The organism is Corynebacterium tuberculostearicum (assembly GCF_022347385.1).
Classification (GTDB): domain Bacteria; phylum Actinomycetota; class Actinomycetes; order Mycobacteriales; family Mycobacteriaceae; genus Corynebacterium; species Corynebacterium tuberculostearicum_M.
This window is the reverse complement of sequence record NZ_JAKRDT010000003.1, coordinates 155812-179374: the sequence shown is the minus strand read 5'-3', so window position 1 is coordinate 179374 and position 23563 is coordinate 155812. Positions and strand designations below refer to the sequence as shown.

Below are 23563 nucleotides of genomic sequence, written 5' to 3'. Positions count from 1 at the left end.
TCACCTCGGCGCTAGTATTATTTCTCAGAATTATCTATTCGATACGCGACGTATCACTTGGAAAGGAACCTTACTATGGGCGTGGAAAAATACTCCGGCTGGACTTTCTACAACGAGTGCGAAATCCCTCAGGACATCTCCACCGTCTTGGCCGAACAGGAATATCCTGTCTGCGCCTTCAAGACCGTCCGTGATGCCGCCGTATTTACCAATAGGCGCCTCATCATCCGCGACGCGCAAGGCCTTACAGGCAAAAAGGTGGAGATGTACTCCCTGCCCTATTCCTCCATCAACATGTGGTCCACGGAAAACGCCGGAAAGCTCCTTGACTTCAATGCCGAACTGCAGCTGTGGACCAAGGCCGGCGAATTCAAAATCAATATTGGACCCAATATCGATGTCCGAGCGCTAGATCGGCTCATCGCCAACTGCGTGCTTAATTAGTTCCGCAGATGGTGCCGGAGCCGATGACGATGTCTCCCAGCTCGTCCGGCGAAGGCAAGTACAGCACCGCCGCTTGGCCGCGGGCAACACCAGATAGCGACTCCTTGAGTTCGAGGCGCATTTCGTCCGCCTCGCGATCAACGTGGGCGGTACAGGGCACCACGGAGCCGTGTGCGCGCACCTGAACCTCGCATTCGAAATCCCCATCCATGCCTGGGTGGAGGTACTTCAGGCGATCGGCCTGGATAGAGGTCACGGCCAGGTCCTCGCGGGCACCGACGGTAACCGTGCCGGTAGCAGCATCAATATCGGTGACGTAGCGAGGGCGACCGTCGGCAGCCGGCGCCTTAATGTCCAAGCCCTTACGCTGGCCGATGGTGTAGTTCCACGCGCCATCGTGCTCCTTGAGCTCCGTACCCTCTTGGTCCACGATCATGCCGGGGCGCAGCCCAATGCGTGCGCCCAAAAAGGCCTGCGTATTGCCGTCTGGAATGAAACAGATGTCATAGGAATCCGGCTTCTTCGCGGTGGAAAAACCGTGCGCGGCAGCCTCTTCACGGATCTGCGGCTTGGGGGTATCGCCGATGGGGAAAAAGCAGTGCTCCAACTCCTCGGCCGAAATCACGCCGAGCACATAAGACTGATCCTTATTCTCATCCAAGGAGCGGCGCATATAGCCGTCCTCGTCGATAGTGGCATAGTGGCCCGTCGCAACCGCATCGAAGCCAAGCGCCATGCCCTTTTGCAGCAGCGCCCGGAACTTAATCTTCTCGTTGCAACGCAGACAGGGATTGGGGGTCTCACCGCGGGCGTAGGAATCCACGAAGTCCGTGATGACCTCTTCTTTGAATTCTTCCGAAAAGTCCCAGACATAAAAGGGAATGCCCAGCTTATCGCAGATGCGGCGGGCATCGGCCGAATCCTCCAATGAGCAGCATCCGCGGGCCTTTTCCCTGGTCTGCTGTGCGTCTTTGTGCAGCGCGAGGTGAACGCCAATCACCTCGTGGCCGGCTTCTACTGCGCGGGCGGCGGCAACCGATGAGTCCACGCCGCCGGACATGGCAACCAATACTCGCATTGTGCTCCCCATTTCACCTTGACTACAGGCCCGAAAGTCTACTCCCTAGCCCCAACGCGGTTTAAATCGAATCCATTCCCTAAGCTTGTGTGACATGGGCAGAAAGCGAGCTTCCACCGAACCGGGAATTACCGGCACCTACGATATTTCTACCGGCACAGCCGAGGTTGTGCCGGATGAGTTTCGCGACGGCGCCTATATTCTCAACGTTAATGGCGTGCCGAGCAGCCACATTGTGCTCGGTGAGCCGGAGGAGCTGGAGTTTGAGTATATGCGCTGGATTGCGGCAGCGGTAGAGCACCTCAATTCTCGGCCCGCGAATAAGCTCCGCGTGACCCACCTAGGCGGCGCGGGATGCTCCCTTCCGCGCTATTTTGCCAGCAAGCTTCCGGGCAGCCGCCACACAGTGGTCGAACTCGACGCCAAGTTAGGCGAGTTGGTGCGTACGCTTTTCGACGTCCCCCGTTCCCCCACCGTCAAAATCCGTGCCGGCGAGGCCCGCACAGAAACCGAGGGGTTCCTTCCGTCCAGCCGCGACATCATCATCCGCGATGTCTTTGCCGGCGACAAGACACCAGCCAACCTCACCACTGTGGAGTTCTTTCAGGCGGCAAAACAGTCGCTGGCGGCGGGCGGCCTCTACGTGGCCAACTGCGGTGATCATTCCGATCTACAGCTGGCAAAGAGCGAACTGGCGGGACTGGATAAAGTATTTGACCACCTCGCTGTCATCGCAGACCCACCGATGCTCAAAGGCCGACGCTACGGGAACATCATTTTGGTGGCCTCTGATACAGAAATGCCAGCCGAGGGCTCCGTCGAAGCCGCCCAGCTGGCAAAGGCACTCCTAGGCGGGGCCGTTCCTGCCCATTACAAGGACGAGGAGTGGACCCGCACGTTTTTCGCTGGCGCTACTGCAGCACTCGATTAAGCAGCGTAGCCGCCTGACCCGCATCAAAGTCGGGTACGTCAGCGCCGGCGTTCTTGGCGGCATTCTTAACTTCCGATACCTCCGACTCGGAGACGTTGCCTGACTTAACGTTGTTCACGTGACCGGCATTGTCCAGCAGGATAGCTAGGTCACTGACGGAGAAGTTGCCCTTGGCCATATCACCCAAGTCCTCCACTGGAAGGGCATCCTTGTCTTGCAGGGTCTTTACGAAGGAAGCCAAGCCCTTCGCTGCTTCGGGATCGAGGCCGGACTTTTCGGCGGCGTCGGCAAGCTGCGGAATCGCAATCAGCCCCGCCGCCAGGGCTAAAATAGCGCCGATGAGCGGCGTACTATCGGAGCTCAAGTCAAGCCCATCGCTCACAACCAGCTGCTCTAGCGCGCCGCCGACGTCAACGTAATTGCCGTCGCTAAAAGACCGCAGCTGCTGCTTGGAACCATTAAACAGGTTCATGTCAACATCGGTAGAAATGCCTGCTACCTTGCCAGAACCAGAACGCTGCCAGAAAGATAGCTCGTTCCATCCGCCCACCGCTTCAGGCGCCTGGTCCTGATAGGCCGCGAGCCACAGTGGCATATCCGAGAACTTCTGGGAGTTATTCATCTGCCCCATCCAGAAGTACTTGTAGGTGTAAATCATTGGCGTGCGTCCAGTAAGACGCTTGAGCTCGCTAGTAAATTCTTCAATCCACTGCTCCAGCTGTGCCGCAGACTTCCCTTCCGTCACCTCGATATCAAGTGCAGGAGGCAATGTCTGATTCGGGGCAAGGGCGATCTGCGCGGCAAAGTTCGCTGCTTGAGTCTTGGCGTCGCCAGCCGGACGTGCGTAGTGGTATGCACCGGTCTTGAGTCCAGCAGCATTAGCCGCCTGAATATCCTGTACGTAGTGGGGGTTTACCCAATCCCCGCCTTCGGTAGCCTTCACAAATGCAAAGGACTGTCCGTCGGAACGCACTTTAGACCAATCGATGGGCGTACCGCCCGGATGCTGGTGCGCCGCCACGTCAATGCCCTTAGGTGCACCAAAGCTCACCGCCTGGGCAATGGCGGTACCACTTACAGCTAGTGCAGCCACGGTGACTACCGCAGTAATGCTCTTTCGGAGTGCTTTCTTTGAAGTCATGCGCGTGAGTCTAGCAACACCTTCACTCCTGTCACATCTTTAACACGCACCACTTGAAATAATTTTCTTTACTTCCATTTCGCCCCCTCTTGGAATACATCCCTTTAGAACACATTTTTGCCCATACACCTTGCAAAGGGGCAGGGTACGCCTTAAAATATTCACCATGACGTTAAGCACACATGTTCTACATATCGGGGAATTTAATCTTGGACGCCTACTACATAGTCAATGACCCCAACGATCCACTTGCAGTTAAAGCCACAGAAATCAGAAAACAAGATTACCTATTCTGGAATGAGACGAAGCCAGACCTAGAAGAAGATTTCGATATATCTTGCCACACACTTTCCACCCGCACGGGCTTAAGCGAGCGGCGCACGCGAGACATAACAATGGCCCTTTATCGACTCGCAGAGCTACCACTCACAAAGGCGCTCCAGGACACCTATTACTTCCTGGATTTCTCTCGTCTTATTACTATCGACGCCGTGCTTAGCAAGCTGGGCGACATCCCGACCGAAATTCTCGAGCGGATAGACCAAGAGCTTGCGCGTTACCTGACCCCCACGAAGCCCGGCCAGGTACTGCCTTCGAATACGAATTTGCGGCGAAAACTAAATGGCCTCATCGCTGTGGAGGACCCACACCCCAATGAAGATAAAGAGCCTGATGCAGGGAACGACTCCTATTTCACCTACCACAGTTTCGGTGGGAAGGCCGGGCTAGCAGTGGAATTCGATGAAGCTACCATGCTAGCCATCGATGAACACGTTAGTAAGGCAGCCGAAGAGCATAACCTCACGAAAGCTGAAGCCCTAGCCAAGTTGATTCTGGGCGAAATTGAGTCGCGGGCAAAAGTGGTTCTTCATATGTACCGAGCCCACGACCAGGAGGCTGCTCCCGCATTTATCCGGGGATTCGGATGGGTAAGCCCTGAGACCGCTGACAGTCTGCGTCCCACCCAGACGCGGGATATGGACCTTGCAAAAAGGATGGAGAGCGAAAGCTACGTTACTCCCCCGCTCATTGGCGCCTACGTGGAAGGCCGCGATGGCGTGTGCCGCTGGCCAGGTTGTAATCGTCCCGCAGAAAACTGCCAAAAGGACCACCGGATTGACCATGCACAGGGAGGAAAAACGGCGGGGAGCAACTTGGCATCACTCTGCCAGCATCACCACAACATCAAAACCGATGGTGGTGCCTTCTACATCATGGATCCGCATACTGGAGACATAGTATGGCTCTTTGACGATGGCCGCTGGGAATACGATGAGCCCCAAGGACCGCTAGCGCCCAAGAACAAGAACTGGGCGCTAACGGTAGGCCAAGCTATCGCCGCCCGGCGAGCTGCGGCGAAAGAAAGGAATGATAGCTAGACGGAACGGGCTCGTGAAATAATCTCCGAAAGATGAGCCAAGACGTAGTCAACATCCTCTTCCGAAGTAAGCCTGCCGAGAGTAAAACGCAGGGAACCGATTCCTTCCGCCTCACTTACGCCCATTGCCTCGAGGACATGAGACATGCGGTTTACGCCAGCGCTGCAAGCACTGCCGGTAGAGGCCTCGATCTGCAAGGAATCCAGCAGCATGATGAGGCTATCGCCATCAGCACCGGGAAATGAGACGTGCAGGTGGGACGGCAAGCACGGCTCGGCAGAGTTGACCACTACGTCGTCGATGGTGGCGAGAATTCCGTCGCGCAGCTTATTGCGGAGAGCAGCAATTCGCTCACCCTGGGAGGCGATTTCGGAGACGGATTCCTCCAACGCCGCAGCTAGACCGGAAGCGCCCGCCACGTCCACGGTGCCAGGGCGGATGCCCCGCTCTTGGCCACCGCCGTAGGCAATCGGCTGGGGCGCAGGACTGCGCTTGGCCAAAAGCAGACCAATGCCGCGGGGGCCGCCGAACTTGTGGGCGCTGGCGGCGAGGCTGGCGATCCCTAGATCAGAAAAATTGATGGGAACTTTGCCCACGGCCTGCACCGCATCCACGTGCACGGGTGTGCCTGTCGCATTCGCACGTGTGGCTATCTCTTCGATGGGCTGAATGGCGCCGGTCTCGTTGTTGGCCCACATGCAGGTAGCGACGTCGGCAAGCGTGTCTAGGGCCGACAGATCTGCAATGTGCCCGGAACGGTCGACGGGAAGGATATCGACAGCTGCTCCGGTTTTCTCCAGCTTAGAGACAGTATCGCGCACGGCCGGGTGCTCAATATCGGTAGAAATGATGCGGTTCGTTTGCCCAGCCGCGTAGAGGCCCTGAATGGCGATATTGTCCGCCTCGGTGCCAGAAGAGGTAAAGATGACTTCGATGGGCTCGCAGCCGAGGAGGGAAGCGACCTTTTCGCGGGCATCATCCAGTACGGACCGAGCCTTGCGGCCGGAACCATACTGCGCGCCGGAATTGAGGGAGCCGGCCGCCGCCACCCACGCGTCAATCGCGCTCTGGCGCATCGGCTGGGTAGCGGCATAGTCGAAGTAGTGCGGCATTACTGGCGCGCCTTCAGTTCCTCGGTCAGGGCCGGTGCGATTTCATGCAGGTCGCCCACGACGCCGAGATCAGCGATCTGGAAGAACGGCTCATCCTGGTCTTGGTTGACCACCACAATGGTGCCGGAAGTCTGCATACCGGAGGTGTGCTGGATAGCGCCAGAGATGCCCAAGCCGATGTAAAGGTCAGGCGAGACGGTAACACCGGTCTGGCCGATCTGATAGGCGGCGTCATAAAAGCCTTCATCGACGGCGTCGCGGGTGGCGCCGACTGCGGCCCCGAGGGCGTCGGCAAGCGGCTCGACGACGGCGCCGAACTCGTCGCCCACGCCACGGCCGCCGGCGACGACTGCCTTGGCCTCGGTAATTTCCGGTCGTGCGGACTTCTGTGCCGGAGTAAAGGAGGTTACCTTGACATCTTTGCCCGTGGCGGCCGGCAACGGCATCGGCGCCGGCTGCGCCTCCACCTGCTGTGGTGCAGCCTCAACCGCACCGGGTCGAAGGGTGTAGATCGGGCACTGGCCGGTAGCGGTAGAGGTGGTCTCATAGGAACCACCAAAAATGCTCATCTGGGCGGAGCCATCGGCGGCGATGCCACTAACATTGACCAGTGCGCCAGAGGCGAGGCGGGCGGCTAGGCGGCCGGCAATCTCGTTATTGGTCGGAGTCGCGGCCAGCACGATGGGCGCTGGGTTCGCAGCGCCAAGCGCATGCAGGGCATCAACCTCCGGGGTGAGGAAACGCTGTTCATAATCCTCGGCCGTTGCCTGAACCACCTGTGCGGCACCGAGGGCGGCAAGGTCGGCATCGAACTTATCGGCCTGCTTGCCGACGACCACCGCGGACACCGTACCTAATTCCCGCGCGGCCGTAATCAGCTCGCCGGTAACGGGAAGGAGGTTGTCCGCGTCGTGCTCAACTAGTACGTAAACGTGCGACATATCTACTCCTAAATCAAGTTCTTAGCGGACAGGAAGTCAGCGATCTTCTTCGCTGCGTCCTGTGGGTTAGGCTCCGAAATAACTTCGCCGGCGGTGCGCGGCGGGCGCTTCTCAGCGGCCACCACGGAGGTCGTCGGCGCGATGGCTTCGATGCCCAGGTCAGCCACGGTAAAGGTGGTGATTTCCGCCTTCTTAGCTGCCATCAGGCCCTTGAAGTTGGGAAATCGTGGCTTGTCGCTCTTATCGTTCACCGTAACGATCGCCGGCAGTGGTGCCTCGAGTTCCCAGGTGCCGCGCGCATCCTCGCGGGTGCCCTGCAGGGTGCCGTCAGCTAGCTCTACCTTGTGCAGGCCGGTAAGGGCCGGCAGCTGGCGGTATTCGGCGAGCAGACCGGCAAGCAGGCCGGTGGAGGCGTCGGAAGCTTCGGTGCCGGCGGTGATCAGCTGGACGTCGTCAAGCTTATTGAGCGCGGCATTGAGGGTCCACGCGGTCGATAGCGCGTCCGCTCCGGCCAGGGAATCATCGGAGACGAGCACGGCATCGTCGGCGCCCATGGCCAAAGCCTTGCGCAATGCCTCGTCGGCTTGGGCCGGCCCCATCGTCAGTGCTACGACTTTGTAGCCCGCATCGGGGTTATCGTCGCGCAGTCGCAGGGCTTGTTCCACGGAGTACTCATTAACCTCATCAATGACGTTATCCACGGAGGTGCGATCCAGGGTGTGGTCATCGTTCAAAGACTTGGTAGACCACGTATCCGGCACGTGTTTGACCAGAGCCACGATAGTTGGCATTGGGCACTCACCTTTCCGATATATTTATGTTGCGTAATTATCCTCGGACGATGATACTCGGGGTTGACACAGCAAGGCGATTCCCTGTGAGCCAATTCGCGTAATGATGACCGCAAAAGGCCTCGTCCCCTTCAGCTTCATCTTCTTCCGCAGCTGGTCAGGGTCCACTTCTACCCCGCGTACAAGGATTTCTAAGCTTCCTGCGTCATAGGATTTAAGTACGGATTTTAATCTCTTTAGGGGTACTTTTTCTATGAATGGAAATCCCGAAGTCCCCTCCGGAATCCTCTCTCCTGTCAGGTATGCGATGCGCGGATCGATTTGATGCAGCCCTTCCCTGGCCGCGTAGTGCTGGACCAATCCCGCTCGAACGATGGCCCCATCCGGGTCGATGAGGTAACTGCCAATGTCTCCCGCATCGGGTAGGTTGTCTGCGTGGTCGTCGAGAACATCCAGCTTGTTTCCTCGAATCATTACCGCTCTTCGGCCACGGCCAAGGCCTGGGGTATAAAGGCAGGCTTCTTTCACCCCGCCATCGACGCTCGCGACGGTGACGAGGCCGTCCCACTCGCTAAAATCAAGGCCAGGAGCGCACTTGATGGCCAGTTCCTTGTCGCGATGCTTATCGACGACCTCCGGGAGCGGTGGCACCAAATCCTCCGGCCGCGTGATTCGCCTGCCACCGGCGCGGCGGGCCGGGTCTGCAAGGAGAACATCGGCGGTGGTAGTAGTCGTCAGCGCATCCGCGCGGAAAATCTTGGCGGAAGAAAGGTTATGCCTGGCCATTCTTACCCGTGATTCATCCAGGTCTGAGCCGATGTAGTCGAGCGGAGAATTATAGCCTTCGGTGCCGATGGAACAGGTGACGTCGTGGACGCTGCGCACCCCCTGCTCGGCGAGGAATTTCGTCCGATACGCCGCTACTTCGATGGGGGTTGCTTGCTGGGCAGAGTCTGCGTCCATAAGCCAATCGTGCGGGAGCTTTCCGGAATTGCGGGCGGTTACCAGCTCCATGACCGCGCGGCCATACTCACCGAACTTAGCTTTGAGGATTTCGGTGTCTTTGAGCCGAGAAGCCTTGGTTAAGGTGAGGTCGAGGTGTGCTATTTCCTCTTGATGCTCGGCAAGGAAGTCGACTTCTGCGGGGGTATAACTCATATTCGGTCTAAAGGGGTGGTGGAAAAGAATTCGCGGTAACGGGGATCTTCGCGCGGATCCCCAATGACGGGGCGCAGGTCCGAAAAGGACGCATCCTCTAGGACCTCTTGTACGGAGGAATACTTGCTCAGCCTTTGCATCTGTGCCCACGTGGGGATGACAAGGCGCACCAGCCCGGCGCGCCAGCCGTCCAGGATGAGCTGCGGGGAGAACCATCCGGCATCGTCTGCTTCATCGGTATCCCCATCGGGTTCTTGGCCGGAGGGCAACACCCCAACGAAGAAGAAGGTGTCGAACCAATGGCTTTTCCCCTTTCCTACCCAACGCGCCCAGGGAAGGAGCATATCGGCGTCGACGCGCATTCCGTTATTGCTGAGGAATTCGGTAAAGGAAATGGTGTGGTTTTCGAGGAGCTTTCGCTCCTTGTGATAGCGCCGCGCATTGGAGACGATGCCGTCCTCGCGGATGGCGAGAAGGGTGCCTGCCTCTTCGAAGAGCTCGCGGGCAGCGGCGAAAACAAGGGCGTGGGCTTTGTACTTGGTCACGCCCATCCGGCGCGCCAAGGAGATGACAGACTTTCCGGCCCATAGCTCGCCCGAGTCCCAGGCACGCGGCGGAAAGTCGCGCGGGTCTACACCGCCACCCGGAAATACTGAATGCCCCGGGTAGTTGTGCATGGTGTGGACGCGCTCTTGTACCCACACTTCAAGACCATCAGCGCCGTCCCGCAGGAGCAGGACGGTTGCCGCCAGGCGCCCACCGTGGAAGCCGGTGGTATCGCTGGCGTCAATGGCATCGAGACGGTCATGAAAAGGATTGGTCATAGAGAAGCTCGGCGGGCGAAGTATCGCTGTCCAATGCGGTCCACCTGAATGGGCTGGTGGAAGGCGCGAGTCAGGTTTTCGGAGGTAAGGACGGAATTAATCAGTCCTTTTGCTACAACTTTACCCTCATCCAGCAGCATGGCGTGGGTGAAGCCATAGGGGATCTCCTCCACGTGGTGGGTGATCATGACAATCGCTGGGGCATCGGGATCCATAGCTAGATTGCCAAGGTATCCCACGAGGTCTTCGCGGCCTCCCAGGTCCATGCCTGCGGACGGCTCATCGAGGATGAGCAACTCCGGGTTAGACATGAGTGCGCGTGCGAGGACGACGCGCTTCTTTTCTCCCTCAGACAGGGTCCCCCAGGTGCGCTCTTTGAGGTGGGTGGCGCCAACCTGCGCCAAGATGTCATCCGCGCGGGAGAAATCCATGTCCTGGTATTCTTCCCGCCAGCGGCCCAGCACTGCGTAGCCAGCGGAGACAACTAGATCGTCCACTCGCTCAGTGTCCGGGATGCGCGATTGCACCGCCGCGGAAGAGATGCCGATAAGCGCGCGCAGATCGCGCATGTCGGTTTTGCCGATTTGCTCCCCCATCAAAAAGGCGGTGCCTTTCGAGGGGAACTCTTCGGCCGCGGCCATGCGCACCAGCGAGGTCTTGCCCGCGCCATTGGGGCCGATAATGACCCAGCGCTCATCGAGCTCTACTTGCCAGTCCACGGGTCCGACGAGGGTCTTGCCCCCGCGGCGCAGCTCGACGCCGCGAAAATCTACGAGCCAATCTTGATCAGTGGGAGTTACGTCGTTCACGCCTTCCATTGTGACTGATTTGTTCTTTGCCCGGTGAAATTGACACAGCTGCATTAGTCTTATGGACATGACTACTCGCCTTGGTATTGACGATGTCCGCCCGCTTATCTCTGCCGGTTCTGTAGCCTCCAAAGCCGTTGTAGGCGAGGTAATTCCTGTCACCGCCCTCGTCTGGCGCGAGGGCCACGACGCGGTCTCGGCAACCTTGTCCGCGTGGGCGGCACGGACCACGGCTACCTCCTCCGTCACCATGCAGGTTGATCCCGATGACCAGGATCGCGTACACGGCGTATTTACCCCGGGCACCCAAGGCACCTGGTACTTCCGCGTCGATGCCTGGTCCGATCCCATCGCCACGTGGAAGAACGCGGTAACCAAGAAGATGGCGGCCGGGCAATCCGCTGCTGAGCTGGCCAATGACCTGCAGCATGGCGCCGAGTTGTTTTCTCGCGCGGCTCTGCAAACCCCGTCGGATGTGGTGGAACCGCTCTTTGCGGCAGCTCGGGACTTGGAGGATGAGTCCTTGGACGTCGATAAGCGCGTGCAGGTAGCGCTCTCGGAGGAGGTAACAGGCATCCTGCACTCGCATCCCCTGCGCGACCTCCTAGTGGAGGGCGCAATCCACGAGGTATATGTGGAGCGTCCGGCCGCACTCTATAACTCGTGGTACGAGCTTTTTCCCCGCTCCACGGGAGGCTGGGATGAAGAGGGAAATCCAGTCCACGGCACGTTCGAAACCACTGCCAAGGCACTGGAGCGGGTGGCCGATATGGGCTTCGACACGGTGTACTTTCCGCCCATCCATCCCATCGGCGAGGTACACCGCAAGGGAAAGAATAATTCGGTCGTGGCCGAGCCCGGCGATGTGGGAAGCCCCTGGGCCATCCAGGACCACTCCACCACCCATCCGGATTTGGGCACGATGGAGGATTTCCAAAAGCTCGTCTCCCGCGCCCAGGAACTCGGCTTGGAGGTAGCACTCGATTTCGCGCTACAGGCGTCGCCCGACCATCCGTGGGCGAAGAGCCACCCAGAATTTTTCACCGTCCTTCCAGATGGCACCATTGCCTACGCCGAGAATCCGCCGAAGAAATATCAGGATATCTATCCACTTAACTTCGATAACGCTCCTGATGCCATCTACCACGAAATCTATGAAACCTTGATGATTTGGGTGGAAGCCGGAGTGAATACATTCCGCGTGGATAACCCGCACACCAAGCCGGCAAACTTTTGGGATTGGCTAATTACCCGCGTGCACGCCACCCATCCGGATGTCATCTTCTTGGCGGAGGCCTTTACCCGCGCGCCTCGCCTCTTCGGTCTAGCGAAGGCGGGCTTTTCCCAGTCCTATACCTACTTCACCTGGCAGACCTCTAAACATGAGCTCACCCAGTTTGGCCAGATGCACGTCGACCAGGCAGATATCTGCCGCCCCAACCTCTTTGTTAATACCCCGGATATCCTGCACGAGTCCCTGCAGACCGGTGGTCGTGCCATGTTCGCCATTCGCGCTGTCCTAGCCGCGACCATGTCGCCTCTATGGGGCGTGTACTCCGGCTTTGAACTCTACGAGCACACCCCGGTAGCCCCAGGTTCTGAGGAATATCTCGACTCTGAGAAGTACGAAATGCGCCCGCGCGATTTTGCGGCGGCGGCTGCGTCAGGAGATTCCCTTGAGTCCTATATCCGGCTGCTTAACCAGATCCGCCGCGATAATCCCGCTTTGCAGCAACTGCGCACCCTGCGGTTCCATGACACCGACAATGAAGCCATCATTGCCTATTCGAAGGCGGATCCAGCCTCCGGCAACGTAGTCCTCATTGTGGTCAACCTGGATCCGCGCAATGCACAAGAAGCCACCGTCACGGTAGATATGCAGGCTATCGGCCGCCACCCCGGCGAGTCCTATACCGTCCAAGACACGATTACCGGCTCTGCCTACCACTGGTCCGAGCGCAACTTTGTGCGCTTAGAGCCGCTTCGCGACGTCGCCCATGTCTTCGTCCTTCCCCCTGCCGACCACGACCTCCAGGAACAGCTCACCTGGCGCGTAGTTAGCGACTATCGCCCGTAAACATTCGCCCACCGGACCGCACTCGAACTAGGTACTCTGATTGTATGACTATCCCGGCCGCTGACCTCGCTCGCCTCAATGACTGCCGCCACCATGACCCGCACGGTTTCTACGGTTGGCACGAAGGTACTATCCGTACCCGCCAACCGGGTGCTACCGCGGTCCAGCTGCACACCCCCACGCAAACCCTCTCCATGGATTCGGTGGGCGATGACATCTGGGAGGCGGAAATTGGCGATAACTGCGATTACCGCCTAGAGATCACCTACCCCGAGGCCCCTACGCGCACCGTGGCAGACGGCTATCACTTCCTTCCCACGGTGGGCTCCCTGGATCTGCACCTAATTGGGGAAGGCCGCCACGAGCGCCTCTGGGATGTCCTCGGCGCCAACCTGCGTTCTTATGACACCGAAATGGGTACCGTGTCCGGCGTCTCCTTTGCCGTGTGGGCTCCTAATGCCCAGGGCGTTGCCGTAGTAGGCGATTTCTGTGGCTGGAATCCTACCCAGTACCCAATGCGTTCACTAGGCTCTACCGGTGTGTGGGAGGTCTTTGTTCCCGGTATCGGTGCTGGCGAGCACTATAAGTTTGCTATCTTTAGCCACGAGGGCCGCAAGGACAAGGCCGATCCCCTAGCCAAGCGCACCGCCTGCCCGCCGGAGACGGACTCGATCGTGGATTCCACCAGCTTCGCTTGGTCCGATTCTGCCTGGATGGACAAACGCACCGGCAACCTCGATGTCCCGATGAGCATCTATGAGGTCCACGTCGGCTCGTGGAAGGTCGGGGCGAATTATAACCGCCTTCGCGAGGAGCTCATCCCGTACCTCAAGGAACACGGTTTCACCCACGTCGAGCTCTTGCCCGTGGCCGAGCATCCCTTCGGCGGGTCTTGGGGATACCAAGTCTCTGGCTACTACTCGCCTTCTGCGCGTTGGGGCTCGCCGGATGAATTCCGTGAATTGGTCAACGCGCTGCACGAAAACGGCATCGGCGTCATCGTGGACTGGGTGCCGGCACACTTCCCCAAGGATGATTGGGCCCTTGGTCGCTTTGACGGCCAGGCTCTCTACGAACACCCCGATCCCCGCCGCGGCGAGCAGGCCGATTGGGGCACCTATGTCTTTGACTTCGGCCGCAACGAGGTCCGCAATTTCCTCGTGGCCAACGCCCTCTACTGGGCCGAAGAATTCCACATCGACGGCCTGCGAGTAGACGCCGTGGCTTCCATGCTCTACCTAGACTATTCCCGCGATGAGTGGCTGCCCAACCAATACGGCGGCCGCGAGAACCTAGAGGCCGTGCAATTCCTGCAGGAAACCAACGCCACCCTCAACCGCACGCATCCAGGCGTGCTCACTATTGCCGAGGAATCCACTTCCTGGCCGGGAGTTACCGCCCCTACCTCGGAAAACGGCCTGGGCTTTTCCCTGAAGTGGAATATGGGCTGGATGAATGACACCTTGGAGTACTTCAAGCACGAGCCCATTCACCGTTCCTATCACCATGGCGAGCTCACCTTCTCCATGGTCTATGCCTACTCCGAGCGTTACGTACTGCCGTTTAGCCACGACGAAGTAGTTCACGGCAAGGGCTCGCTGTGGGAGCGCATGCCTGGCGACGACTGGAATAAGGCCGCCGGACTCCGCGCCCTCTATGGCTACATGTTCTCCCACCCCGGCAAGAACCTGCTCTTCATGGGCCAGGAGTTTGGCCAGACTACCGAGTGGGCCGAGGGGCATTCCGTGGATTGGGGCAACCTCGACGGTTGGGGTAGCGAATGGCACCAGGGCATCAAGCGCCTCGTCCGGGATATCAACCTCGTCTACCGCGATACCCCAGCGCTGTGGAGCCAGGATTTCAACCAGGACGGCTTCCAATGGGTCAAGGCAGATGACTCGACCAATAACGTTCTGGGCTACGTCCGCTACGGCGCAGACGGCTCTGCTCTACTCGCCGTGTGCAACCTTTCTGGTTCTTCCATCCCCAACTATGGCCTCTGGGTTCCACAGGACGGCGAATGGCAGATGGTACTCAACACCGATGACGCCGTCTACGAAGGCGCTGGGAACCCACTTCCCCAGCACATTCACGTGGCGGAGAACTCCGCCACGCTTCACCTACCGGCTAACTCGGTGCAGTGGTACGTACTGGAGAAATAAAACGCCTATCGCTGCGCGCGTAGGAACTCCACCACGCGCGCTTCGATGTCATCGCGAAGCGCATCCATGCGCTCTTCGCCCTCCAAACCACGCAGTGAAGGATCCTCGATGTCCCACCGCTGCGCTGGCCCCTCATATTTCGCATCACCTACTACAATGACGTGGTCGACAGCGGCAGCCAGGTGAGGATCCACTAGAGCAGGGGTACCAGTCATTTCTGCGCCCACCTTCGCGAGGGAAGCTTTAGCTTCTTGATTGATGCCCTGCTGGGTGTGCTCCGGGGTAGTTTGCACCCCAGCCGAGTAAATATCCCAGTCAGGCGCATGCTTGGCGGCTAGTGCCGCAGCCATCTGCGACTTGCCGCGATTTGTATTACACAGGAAAAGCACTGAAGTCATGCTTCCCATCCTACCCAAGCTAGTACAGGGCACTCGCCAGCTTGGTGCGAGCTTCCATCACGCGCGGGTCATTGCCCTCAAAGAGCCCGAAGAGCTCCAGCAAGCGCTCGCGAACGCGTGCTTTCTCATCGCCGGCCGTTGTCTTCATCGTCTCGATGAGGCGCTCAAAGGCCTTTTCTGGGGCTCCGGCTACCACCTCGGCGTCGGCAGCCCGCAATTGCTTATCGACGTCCCCCTTGTCCCCTTCCGCGGCCGCAATCGGATCCTCGGTCTGGTTGGCGGGGTCGAGGCGCTTGAGCAAGACCGTGGTGTCGCGCGCCTGCTTGATCTGCACATTATCGGGCTCAGATTCCAAGATGGAGTTGTAGACGTTGAGAGCGCCATCAAAGTCGCCGGCGTTCAAGAAGCTTTCTGCTTCCTGGAGACGCGGATCCTCTTCTTCCTCCTGTGGCTGCTCCGATGCCTCACTGCCTTGCAGGCCCTTCAGCTGTGGGCCAACATTTTGCACCAAGGTGTCCACCCATTGCTTTAGGGCTTCTTTGGGTTGCGCGCCCTCAAAGTTCGTCAGTGGCTGGCCAGCGCCCAATGCCACCACGGTCGGCAGATTCTTCACACCAAAGGCCTGCGCAACCTGCGGAGTAGCATCCGCATCTACGTAAGCAACCAAGAAGCTCAAGTTTCCTTGCGCGGCCAAATCCGAAAGGTCAGTCTTCAACTGCTCCGACTGGGTAGAGCGAGCAGTACCGATGAGGACCACGACCGGAACTTCCGTAGACCGGCGAACCACATCTTGGTCAAAGTTGGCCTCGGTCACCGTGAAGAAGGGCTGGACGCCGCCCGTATTTGCCTGCGGCGATTCCTGCGCCTTTTGCCGGGCCTCGGCTCGCGCCTTGACCTGGCTGAGGTCGAGCGCTCCTCCGACATAAGCATTATTTGGTGAAGTCATCTAGTCCTCCTTTGCAAGGCGGCGGTTAACCGCATCTACCTTGTCCGTTAGCTGATTAGTTACGCCTTCGCGGATATCGGCCTTAACCACCAAAGAAGTGCGCGGGGAAACCGCGCGCACTGCATCGGTGGCCTTCTTAATCGTGTCAAAGACCTCGTCCCATTCACCTTCCAGCAAGGTGAACATGGCATTGGTCTCGTTAGGCAGGCCCGATTCGCGGACTACGCGCACGGCCTCGGACACGGCATCGGCCATTTCTTGGGAGTCATTATTGACTACCGCGGGGGCTACAGAAAATGCAACAATCATGCCCGCTAGTCTACCTACGCTCCCAGCAGTGGCGGTGCCAGTGCCGGCGATCGTCGCCCTGGCGGCCCACGTCCCGCGGCCAGGCGACGATGTGTGCCACCCCGGGCGGAATGTTCTGGTTACAGCCAGGGCACACGTAGTACTTCTGAGCGCGAGCAGAACCGATATGCCGCATGACATAGGGCTCGCCATGAGTCCAACTTGGCCCCTCGACCGTTTGCGAGCCTAGGAAGGTTGAGCCGTCCTTAGGCAGGGAGCGGATCTCTACGGGTTTGCGCCTATTTCGCCGCGGCATTAGAACAGTCGCAATTCATTCGACTCGAGCCCACGCAGCTCCTGATAATCCAGTACAACGCAACGAATGCCGCGGTCCTCAGCCAAGGTACGTGCCTGCGGCTTGATTTCCTGGGCGGCGAATACACCGGACACAGGGGCGAGAAGCTCATCGCGGTTAAGCAGCTCCAGGTACCGTGTCAGCTGCTCTACGCCATCGATGCCACCGCGGCGCTTAACCTCGATGGCAACGTTGTTATTGTTTTCATCCTTCGCCATAATATCCACGGGGCCGATGGCCGTAGGATATTCGCGGCGCACCAAGGTGTAGCGCTCGCCCAAGGTATCGATCTGGTCTGCCAAGAGCTCTTGTAGGTGAGCCTCGACGCCATCCTTGACTAAGCCTGGATCCTCGCCCATGTCGTAGGAAATTTCTTCATGAATCTCAGCAATGGTGATGCGCAACTGCTCGCCCTTGGGGTTTTCCACCAGCCACAAGATCTCGCCTGTGTCCTCACCGTCGAGGTCCTCAATCGCGGACTCCTTCAGGGTGCACGGGGGTGTCATCCAGTTGAGCGGCTTATAAGCGCGATCGTCGGCATGCACGGACACGGAACCGTCCGCTTTGACGATGAGCAGGCGGTCTGCCATCGGCAGGTGGGCATCCAAGCGGCCCACGTAATCTACTGAGCATCGGGCGATTACTAAACGCATGTTCTCTACCCTAGCGGGTGGGCCTATCGCTTGGATTGACGGGTAGCGCGCTCGCGCAGTTCCCGGAAGTCAAAGCGCTGCTGCCGCTTAGATGGGGCGGCCTCAACCCACGCCCCGAAGGCCATGATGCCATGGGCGTCGGACGCCAGCTCATATTCTTTTCCTTTGGCCCGAAAGCGAACGACTTCGGTGGCAGCGGACATAAAAGAAGCCTCGTCATCATCAAGCGGGCGGGTGCTCACTACTTCGATGTCGAGGCGGTTGATGCGCAGATCGCAGCGCGGAGAGACAGAACGGAGCTTGAAATACTCCACGAATTCTCCTTCATAACGCAGCGAACCATGGCGCCAAGAAAGGGAATTCTTGGCCGGAACTCGGCGCAGGAGGACGGAAGTACCGCGCGATCGCACGGTAAAAAAGCGAAGCGCAGCCAGAAAAATAACTAGCAGCAGGGCCACTCCAAGGGCCCACAGAAGCACTGCAACCACCGTTGAATTCATGGGCCTTTTCACGCCATCCTCGCTCTGTGGAGAAACTGATTCTTTGGATTGTAGCGCCTTGAAGGCCCCACACGCCAATAAGAAAAGGCAAAGAAAAAACGAAGAAGGCGCACCGGCTATAAACCGATGCGCCTTAAGAGAGCAGGAAGGGCGGCTATTGCTGCCCTCTCCTACCAATCCAAGGTTATTATGCCTTGGCGCGGCGAACTGCACGCTGTGCGGCCTCGCCACGGGACTTGGTGAGCTCGTGCTCAGAAGCGAAATCCTTCTGAGCCTTCTCCTCATCCACCTCATCAGACCAGATGGCCCAATCAGCGAGGACGGTGATCTTGTCCTGGGTAACGGAGAGGAAGCCACCCTGCACGGCGGCGACGCGGCGCTCGCCGTCCACTGGGTGGATGGTCACCACGCCATTATCGATCAGCTGACCGATCATTGGCTCGTGACCGGGAAGCACGCCGATCTCACCCTCGGTGGTCTCAGCCGTGACCATGGAGGCCTGTCCAGACCACAGCAGGCGCTCGACGGAAACCAATTCGGCGGTGATGTCAGCCATGTGCCTCTCCCTACTTCTCGTTCAACTTCTTGTATGCAGCCTCGACGTCGTCCAAGCCACCCAAGCCGTTGAAGGCCTGCTCTGGGTAGTGGTCAAACTCGCCATCGCAGATGCGCTCGAAGGCATCGATGGTCTCAGACAGCGGCACGTAGGAGCCCGGCAGGCCGGTGAACTTCTGTGCGACGAAGAAGTTCTGGCCCAAGAAGCGCTCGATACGGCGGGCACGCTGAACGGTGACCTTATCCTCCTCAGACAGCTCGTCCATACCAAGGATGGCGATGATGTCCTGGAGCTCCTTGTTCTTCTGCAGAATACCGATGACGCGCTGTGCAACCTCGTAGTGCTTCTCGCCAACGATACCCGGCTCGAGGATACGAGAGGTAGAGGTTAGCGGGTTCACTGCTGGGTAAATACCCTTGGAAGCAATAGCACGGTCCAGCTCGGTGGTGGCGTCCAAGTGAGCGAACGTCGTTGCCGGAGCCGGGTCGGTGTAGTCATCGGCAGGAACGTAAACGGCCTGCAGGGACGTAATGGAACGGCCCTTGGTCGAGGTAATGCGCTCCTGCAGAACACCCATCTCATCAGCCAGGGTTGGCTGGTAGCCCACGGCGGAAGGCATACGACCCAGCAGGGTCGAAACCTCGGAACCGGCCTGGGTGAAACGGAAGATGTTGTCGATGAACAGCAGCACGTCCTGGTTCTGCACATCGCGGAAGTACTCCGCCATGGTCAGGCCGGACAGAGCCACGCGCATACGGACTCCTGGCGGCTCATCCATCTGGCCGAAGACAAGTGCGGTATCTTGCAGCACGCCCATCTCTTCCATTTCCAGGAAGAGGTCAGTGCCCTCACGGGTGCGCTCGCCAACGCCGGCGAAGACGGAGGTACCGGAGAACTCACGGGCGATACGGGTAATCATCTCCTGAATGAGAACGGTCTTACCCACACCTGCGCCGCCGAAGAGGCCAATCTTGCCGCCCTTAACGTACGGGGTCAGCAGGTCAATGACCTTAATGCCGGTCTCCAGAATCTCGGTCTTACCCTCGAGCTGGTCGAACGCTGGCGGCTCGCGGTGGATGCCCCACTGCTCACCATCGCGGCCGAGACCCGGCTCGTCGAGGCAGTCACCGAGGGCGTTGAAGACGTGGCCCTTGACGACGTCGCCGACCGGCACGGAAATAGGCTTTCCGGAGTCGATGACCTCGGCACCGCGGACGAGGCCGTCGGTCGGTGCCATGGACACGGTACGGACAAGGTTGTCACCGAGGTGCTGAGCGACCTCGAGGGTGACGGTCTTTGCAACAGCTTCGAGCTTAATGTCGACGTGCAGTGCGTTGTACAGGGCCGGCAGTGCCTCACGTGGGAATTCCACGTCCACAACCGGACCGATGACGCGCACGACACGACCGGCGACTGCCGAAGACTGTGCATTCTGCTCTTGCAGAGCTGTAGTCATAATCTAGTCACTTTCTGCGCTGTCAGATAGCGCGCCAGCGCCACCGACGATCTCTGAAATTTCCTGGGTAATCTGTGCCTGACGGGCCTGGTTAGCCACGCGAGAGAGGTCCTCGACCATCTCGGTTGCGTTGTCAGTAGCAGACTTCATAGCTGTACGGCGTGCAGCGGACTCGGAAGCGGAAGCTTCCAAGAACATAGCAAACAGGATACGCGAGACGTACTGCGGAAGCAGCGCTTCCATCAGCGTCTCTGCGTCTGGCTCGAACTCGAATCCTGCGGCAACGTCGTCCGCAGATGCAGAGTCAGTCAGAGCGGATTCACCGAGGTGATACTCCTCATCCTGAATAACCGGCTGAACTGGCAACAGCTGCTGAGCACGCGCGGTCTGGGTCAGCATGGACTCAAACTCGGTGTAGACAACGTGTACCTGGTCAAAGCCACGTACACCGGCGCCCTCACCCTGCGCATGCAGGCCGTCGCGGCCCTTGGTAGTGCCATGGGAACCAGCAATAAAGCCATCAATCAAGTGACGGCGCACATCGTGGGTGGTCTCCCAGGTTGGATCCTGAGAGAAACCGCCCCAGCTGCCAACTACCTCGTCCTCGCGGAACTTGTAGTGGCCGATGCCCTTATTACCGGTAACGTAGCGAACTACCTCGTAGCCCTTGCTTTCCAGGAGAGCTTGCAGCTGTGCAGCCTTCTTGAAGACGTTGTTGTTATAGCCACCGCACATACCGCGGTCAGAAGTGACCACGAGGATGGCGGCGACGTTTCCGTCTTCACGCTCACGCAGCATGTCATGCTCCAATGTAGAGGCGGCAGCCAGCTTGTTCATCATGCTGGTCATCTCAGCCGCGTACGGCTGTGAGGCCTCTACCCTAGCCTGCGCCTTGGTAATGCGCGAGGTAGCAATGAGCTCCTGGGCCTTGGTGATCTTCTTAGTCGAATTAACGGACCGGATGCGGTCACGTAGTTCGCGAAGATTAGCCATCGTTTCTCCTCCCTTCTTTAATCTAGACGGTTAGTTGTGAGTTCTGAACTCTACTTAGCCGTCTTACGGGAGACGTTGAGCTCGGTGTTCTTAACGTCGCTTTCATCCAAAGGCTCTACCGGCGCCTCGGAGCCAAGGTTGTGGCCCTCGGAGGTGCGGAAGGTCGGCTGGAAGTCCTTAGCTGCCGCAACCAATGCGTCCTTGGACTCATCGGTCAGCGGCTTGCCGCCGGAAATCTGCTCAAAGACCTCTGGGGTATTGGCGTTGAGGTACTCGTGCACCTCGTCCTCGAAGCGGCGGACGTCTTCAACGGGAACGACGTCGAAGATGCCAGCCTCGGCGAGGTAGATGGACACCATCTGGTACTCCACCGGCTGCGGGGAGGACTCGGACTGCTTCAACAGCTCGACCAGACGGGAACCGCGCTCCAGCTGAGCCTTGGAAGCAGCATCCAGGTCAGATGCGAATGCCGCGAAGGCCTGCAGGTCACGGTAGGAAGCCAGGTCCAGACGCAGGTTACCTGCGACCTTCTTCATGCCCTTGGTCTGTGCAGCGCCACCGACACGGGAGACGGAAACACCGACGTTAATTGCCGGGCGAACGCCCTGGTTGAACAGGTCGGACTCCAAGAAGACCTGGCCGTCAGTAATGGAAATGACGTTGGTCGGAATGAAGGCACCGACGTCGTTTGCCTTGGTCTCGATGATCGGAAGGGCGGTCATGGAGCCAGCACCCATGTCGTCGGAAAGCTTTGCAGCACGCTCCAGCAGGCGGGAGTGCAGGTAGAACACATCGCCCGGGTATGCCTCGCGTCCCGGCGGACGGCGCAGCAGCAAGGAAATGGCACGGTAGGCCTCAGCCTGCTTGGTCAGATCATCGTAGATAACCAGGACGTGGTTACCCTGGTACATCCAGTGCTGACCCAGCGCTGCACCGGAGAACGGTGCCAGCCACTTGAAGCCGGCGGAATCGGAAGCCGGTGCGGCCACGATGGTGGTGTAATCCAGTGCGCCGTGCTCCTCAAGGGTGCGGCGCACGCCGGCGATGGTCGAGCCCTTCTGGCCGATAGCGACGTAGATGCAGCGTACCTGCTTGTCCTTGTCGCCGGACTCCCAGTTAGCCTTCTGGTTCAAAATGGTATCGATGCAGACCGCGGTCTTACCGGTCTTACGGTCACCGATGACCAGCTGGCGCTGGCCGCGGCCGATCGGGGTCATTGCGTCGATAGCCTTGATGCCGGTCTGCATTGGCTCTTCAACCGGCTGGCGCTGCAGCACGGACGGTGCCTGCAGCTCGAGGACACGCTCCTCTTCAGCGTTGATTGGGCCCATGCCGTCAATCGGCTGACCCAATGGGTTAATTACGCGGCCGAGGAATTCCTCGCCCACTGGGATGGAGAGAACCTCGCCGGTCCTCTTAACCTCGTCGCCCTCCTTGAGGGACTCGAAGTTACCCAGGACCACGACACCGATGGAGTTGGTGTCAAGGTTCTGTGCGACGCCAATAACGCCGCCTGGGAACTCGAGCAGCTCATTCGCCATAACGGATGGCAGGCCAGAAACCTGCGCAATACCGTCAGCTGCCGAAATGACCACGCCGACCTCCTCACGGGAGGCCTCCGCGGAGTAGCTCGAGGTGTAGTTCGCAATCGCACTACGGATCTCGTCGGAGGAGATCGTCAGCTCCGCCATGTTCTTCCTGCTCTCGGTAGTATCTTCCAGCACTTACTTAAATCGTTTCTGTCGTTTCGGCTACGCCATCTGGGCACGCAGGCGGGCAATCTTGCCTGCCGTGGAGCCATCAATGACTTCATCGCCGACGCGGATGCGCATGCCACCGAGGAGGCTGGTGTCAACCTCAGAGTGAATGGACATCGCACGACCATAAATTTTGCCCAGCTTCTCAGCGAGTACTGCTTGCTGGCCTTCGTTTAGTTCACCCGCTGCGGTAACGCGCGCAATGGTGCGGTCCTGCAGATCAGCTGCAGTATCGGCCAGTGCGGCTACGTCATCGATCGGGTTCTGCTCTGGGCGGGAGATGGCCTGAAGCACGAGGGCCTCAGTAAACATCGTGACCTTGCCGTAGAGCACGTTTGCCAGCAATCCGCGCTTGCGGGCGGAATCAGCAGTTCGGTCGGAAAGCAGCTGGGTGAGCTCGCCCTCACGGTCAAGGATCTGGGACAGGCGGAAGAGCTCGTCTTCTACCTGGCCCAGCTGACCCTGCGCCTCAGCACCGCGCAGCAGTGCGCGGCGGCCCAGGGACACCAAGCCCTTGACAAAGTCCTTCGGGGTGGACCACTGTGCGGCCGCAGCTTCCTGGATGATGCGCAATGCGCCATCGGAAATCTTGGAGCCGAACAGGGTTTCCGCCAGGGACTTACGTGCCTCGCTCGGGGCGGCGATATCGGTGAATGCGACTCGCAATTCGCGGTCTGCATCCAAGACATCGACAACCTCGAAGATATCCAGGCCCGCCTGTGCAGCGGTGGCGACATTGTTGTCGCCTGCCAGGATCTCATCCAAGCGGGTTTGCGAGGTTGCGAGTGCTTCGCGGCTAGCTGCCTTCATAGTT

Annotated in this window: 24 protein-coding genes; 5 read left to right on the top strand and 19 right to left on the bottom strand. The window is 59.0% G+C overall.

Annotated elements, in window-relative coordinates:
- Positions 1-75: 75 nt before the first annotated feature.
- Positions 76-444, top strand: a complete 369-nt coding sequence (locus MHK00_RS03085) for a PH domain-containing protein (RefSeq protein WP_005323358.1) — start codon at positions 76-78, stop codon at positions 442-444.
- Here MHK00_RS03085 and mnmA read toward each other — a convergent pair.
- Complete coding sequence (mnmA, locus tag MHK00_RS03080; protein ID WP_250410374.1) at positions 437-1522, bottom strand: tRNA 2-thiouridine(34) synthase MnmA; 1086 nt, start codon at positions 1520-1522, stop codon at positions 437-439. The two genes, MHK00_RS03085 and mnmA, sit on opposite strands and share 8 nt — an antisense overlap.
- A gap of 94 nt (positions 1523-1616) precedes the next feature.
- Between mnmA and MHK00_RS03075 the strand changes: the two genes are divergently transcribed.
- Complete coding sequence (locus MHK00_RS03075; protein WP_250410372.1) at positions 1617-2453, top strand: spermidine synthase; 837 nt, start codon at positions 1617-1619, stop codon at positions 2451-2453.
- Here MHK00_RS03075 and MHK00_RS03070 read toward each other — a convergent pair.
- A complete protein-coding gene (locus MHK00_RS03070; protein ID WP_250410370.1) occupies positions 2434-3594 on the bottom strand; it encodes a glycoside hydrolase family 25 protein in 1161 nt (386 codons plus the stop codon). The two genes, MHK00_RS03075 and MHK00_RS03070, sit on opposite strands and share 20 nt — an antisense overlap.
- 209 nt (positions 3595-3803) lie before the next feature.
- On the opposite strand from MHK00_RS03070, the gene MHK00_RS03065 reads away from it, so the two are divergent.
- On the top strand, positions 3804-4973 hold the full coding sequence (locus tag MHK00_RS03065; RefSeq protein ID WP_250410369.1) for an HNH endonuclease signature motif containing protein: 1170 nt from the start codon (positions 3804-3806) through the stop codon (positions 4971-4973).
- Here MHK00_RS03065 and MHK00_RS03060 read toward each other — a convergent pair.
- From MHK00_RS03060 to MHK00_RS03035, 6 genes are read right to left on the bottom strand one after another with little or no spacing between them, the layout of a single operon-like run.
- Positions 4970-6085: a cysteine desulfurase family protein gene (locus MHK00_RS03060; protein ID WP_250410367.1), complete on the bottom strand. Its 1116-nt coding sequence runs from the start codon at positions 6083-6085 to the stop codon at positions 4970-4972. The two genes, MHK00_RS03065 and MHK00_RS03060, sit on opposite strands and share 4 nt — an antisense overlap.
- Positions 6085-7026, bottom strand: a complete 942-nt coding sequence (locus MHK00_RS03055) for an electron transfer flavoprotein subunit alpha/FixB family protein (RefSeq protein WP_250410365.1) — start codon at positions 7024-7026, stop codon at positions 6085-6087. Before MHK00_RS03055 ends, MHK00_RS03060 begins: the two co-directional genes overlap by 1 nt.
- Positions 7027-7034: 8 nt before the next feature.
- Positions 7035-7817, bottom strand: a complete 783-nt coding sequence (locus tag MHK00_RS03050; protein WP_250410363.1) for an electron transfer flavoprotein subunit beta/FixA family protein — start codon at positions 7815-7817, stop codon at positions 7035-7037.
- A gap of 24 nt (positions 7818-7841) precedes the next feature.
- A complete protein-coding gene (locus MHK00_RS03045) occupies positions 7842-8975 on the bottom strand; it encodes a THUMP-like domain-containing protein (RefSeq protein WP_250410361.1) in 1134 nt (377 codons plus the stop codon).
- On the bottom strand, positions 8972-9799 hold the full coding sequence (locus tag MHK00_RS03040) for an NUDIX hydrolase (protein WP_250410359.1): 828 nt from the start codon (positions 9797-9799) through the stop codon (positions 8972-8974). Before MHK00_RS03040 ends, MHK00_RS03045 begins: the two co-directional genes overlap by 4 nt.
- A complete protein-coding gene (locus MHK00_RS03035) occupies positions 9796-10617 on the bottom strand; it encodes an ABC transporter ATP-binding protein (protein ID WP_005327654.1) in 822 nt (273 codons plus the stop codon). The genes MHK00_RS03040 and MHK00_RS03035 overlap by 4 nt, the downstream gene beginning before the upstream one ends.
- 58 nt (positions 10618-10675) lie before the next feature.
- Here MHK00_RS03035 and MHK00_RS03030 point away from each other — a divergent pair, with 58 nt between their 5' ends.
- Together MHK00_RS03030 and glgB are read left to right on the top strand one after the other, a co-directional pair.
- Positions 10676-12685 carry a maltotransferase domain-containing protein gene (locus MHK00_RS03030; protein WP_250410357.1) on the top strand — a complete coding sequence of 670 codons (2010 nt, stop codon included), beginning with the start codon at positions 10676-10678 and terminating at the stop codon, positions 12683-12685.
- Between the two features lie 44 nt (positions 12686-12729).
- Positions 12730-14847, top strand: coding sequence for a 1,4-alpha-glucan branching protein GlgB (gene glgB, locus MHK00_RS03025; protein WP_250410355.1), 2118 nt, complete (start codon positions 12730-12732; stop codon positions 14845-14847).
- Positions 14848-14852: 5 nt separating this feature from the next.
- On the opposite strand, the gene MHK00_RS03020 is transcribed toward glgB, so the two are convergent.
- The 11 genes from MHK00_RS03020 to MHK00_RS02970 all read right to left on the bottom strand — a co-directional run bounded on the left by MHK00_RS03020 (position 14853) and on the right by MHK00_RS02970 (position 23559).
- Positions 14853-15245: an arsenate reductase/protein-tyrosine-phosphatase family protein gene (locus tag MHK00_RS03020; RefSeq protein WP_179386387.1), complete on the bottom strand. Its 393-nt coding sequence runs from the start codon at positions 15243-15245 to the stop codon at positions 14853-14855.
- A gap of 19 nt (positions 15246-15264) precedes the next feature.
- Positions 15265-16191 (bottom strand): tetratricopeptide repeat protein, encoded by a 927-nt coding sequence (locus MHK00_RS03015; RefSeq protein WP_250410353.1) that lies wholly within the window; start codon positions 16189-16191, stop codon positions 15265-15267.
- Complete coding sequence (locus MHK00_RS03010) at positions 16192-16500, bottom strand: thiamine-binding protein (protein ID WP_005323373.1); 309 nt, start codon at positions 16498-16500, stop codon at positions 16192-16194. It lies immediately after the preceding gene.
- Between the two features lie 10 nt (positions 16501-16510).
- Positions 16511-16795: an Rv1322 family protein gene (locus tag MHK00_RS03005; RefSeq protein ID WP_234447200.1), complete on the bottom strand. Its 285-nt coding sequence runs from the start codon at positions 16793-16795 to the stop codon at positions 16511-16513.
- Positions 16795-17487, bottom strand: coding sequence for an endonuclease NucS (gene nucS, locus MHK00_RS03000; protein ID WP_250410351.1), 693 nt, complete (start codon positions 17485-17487; stop codon positions 16795-16797). The genes MHK00_RS03005 and nucS overlap by 1 nt, the downstream gene beginning before the upstream one ends.
- Positions 17488-17510: 23 nt before the next feature.
- Entirely contained in the window at positions 17511-17987 is a 477-nt protein-coding gene (locus MHK00_RS02995) for a DUF2550 domain-containing protein (RefSeq protein ID WP_179386384.1), read from the bottom strand.
- A 187-nt stretch (positions 17988-18174) separates the two neighbouring features.
- Positions 18175-18543 (bottom strand): F0F1 ATP synthase subunit epsilon, encoded by a 369-nt coding sequence (locus MHK00_RS02990; RefSeq protein WP_238801023.1) that lies wholly within the window; start codon positions 18541-18543, stop codon positions 18175-18177.
- A gap of 10 nt (positions 18544-18553) precedes the next feature.
- On the bottom strand, positions 18554-19999 hold the full coding sequence (gene atpD / locus MHK00_RS02985; RefSeq protein WP_049361377.1) for a F0F1 ATP synthase subunit beta: 1446 nt from the start codon (positions 19997-19999) through the stop codon (positions 18554-18556).
- A gap of 3 nt (positions 20000-20002) precedes the next feature.
- A complete protein-coding gene (locus MHK00_RS02980; protein WP_200435194.1) occupies positions 20003-20992 on the bottom strand; it encodes a F0F1 ATP synthase subunit gamma in 990 nt (329 codons plus the stop codon).
- 50 nt (positions 20993-21042) lie between these two features.
- Positions 21043-22683 carry a F0F1 ATP synthase subunit alpha gene (gene atpA, locus MHK00_RS02975; RefSeq protein ID WP_023021750.1) on the bottom strand — a complete coding sequence of 547 codons (1641 nt, stop codon included), beginning with the start codon at positions 22681-22683 and terminating at the stop codon, positions 21043-21045.
- A 60-nt stretch (positions 22684-22743) separates the two neighbouring features.
- A complete protein-coding gene (locus MHK00_RS02970; RefSeq protein ID WP_239191482.1) occupies positions 22744-23559 on the bottom strand; it encodes a F0F1 ATP synthase subunit delta in 816 nt (271 codons plus the stop codon).
- Positions 23560-23563 lie beyond the last annotated feature (4 nt).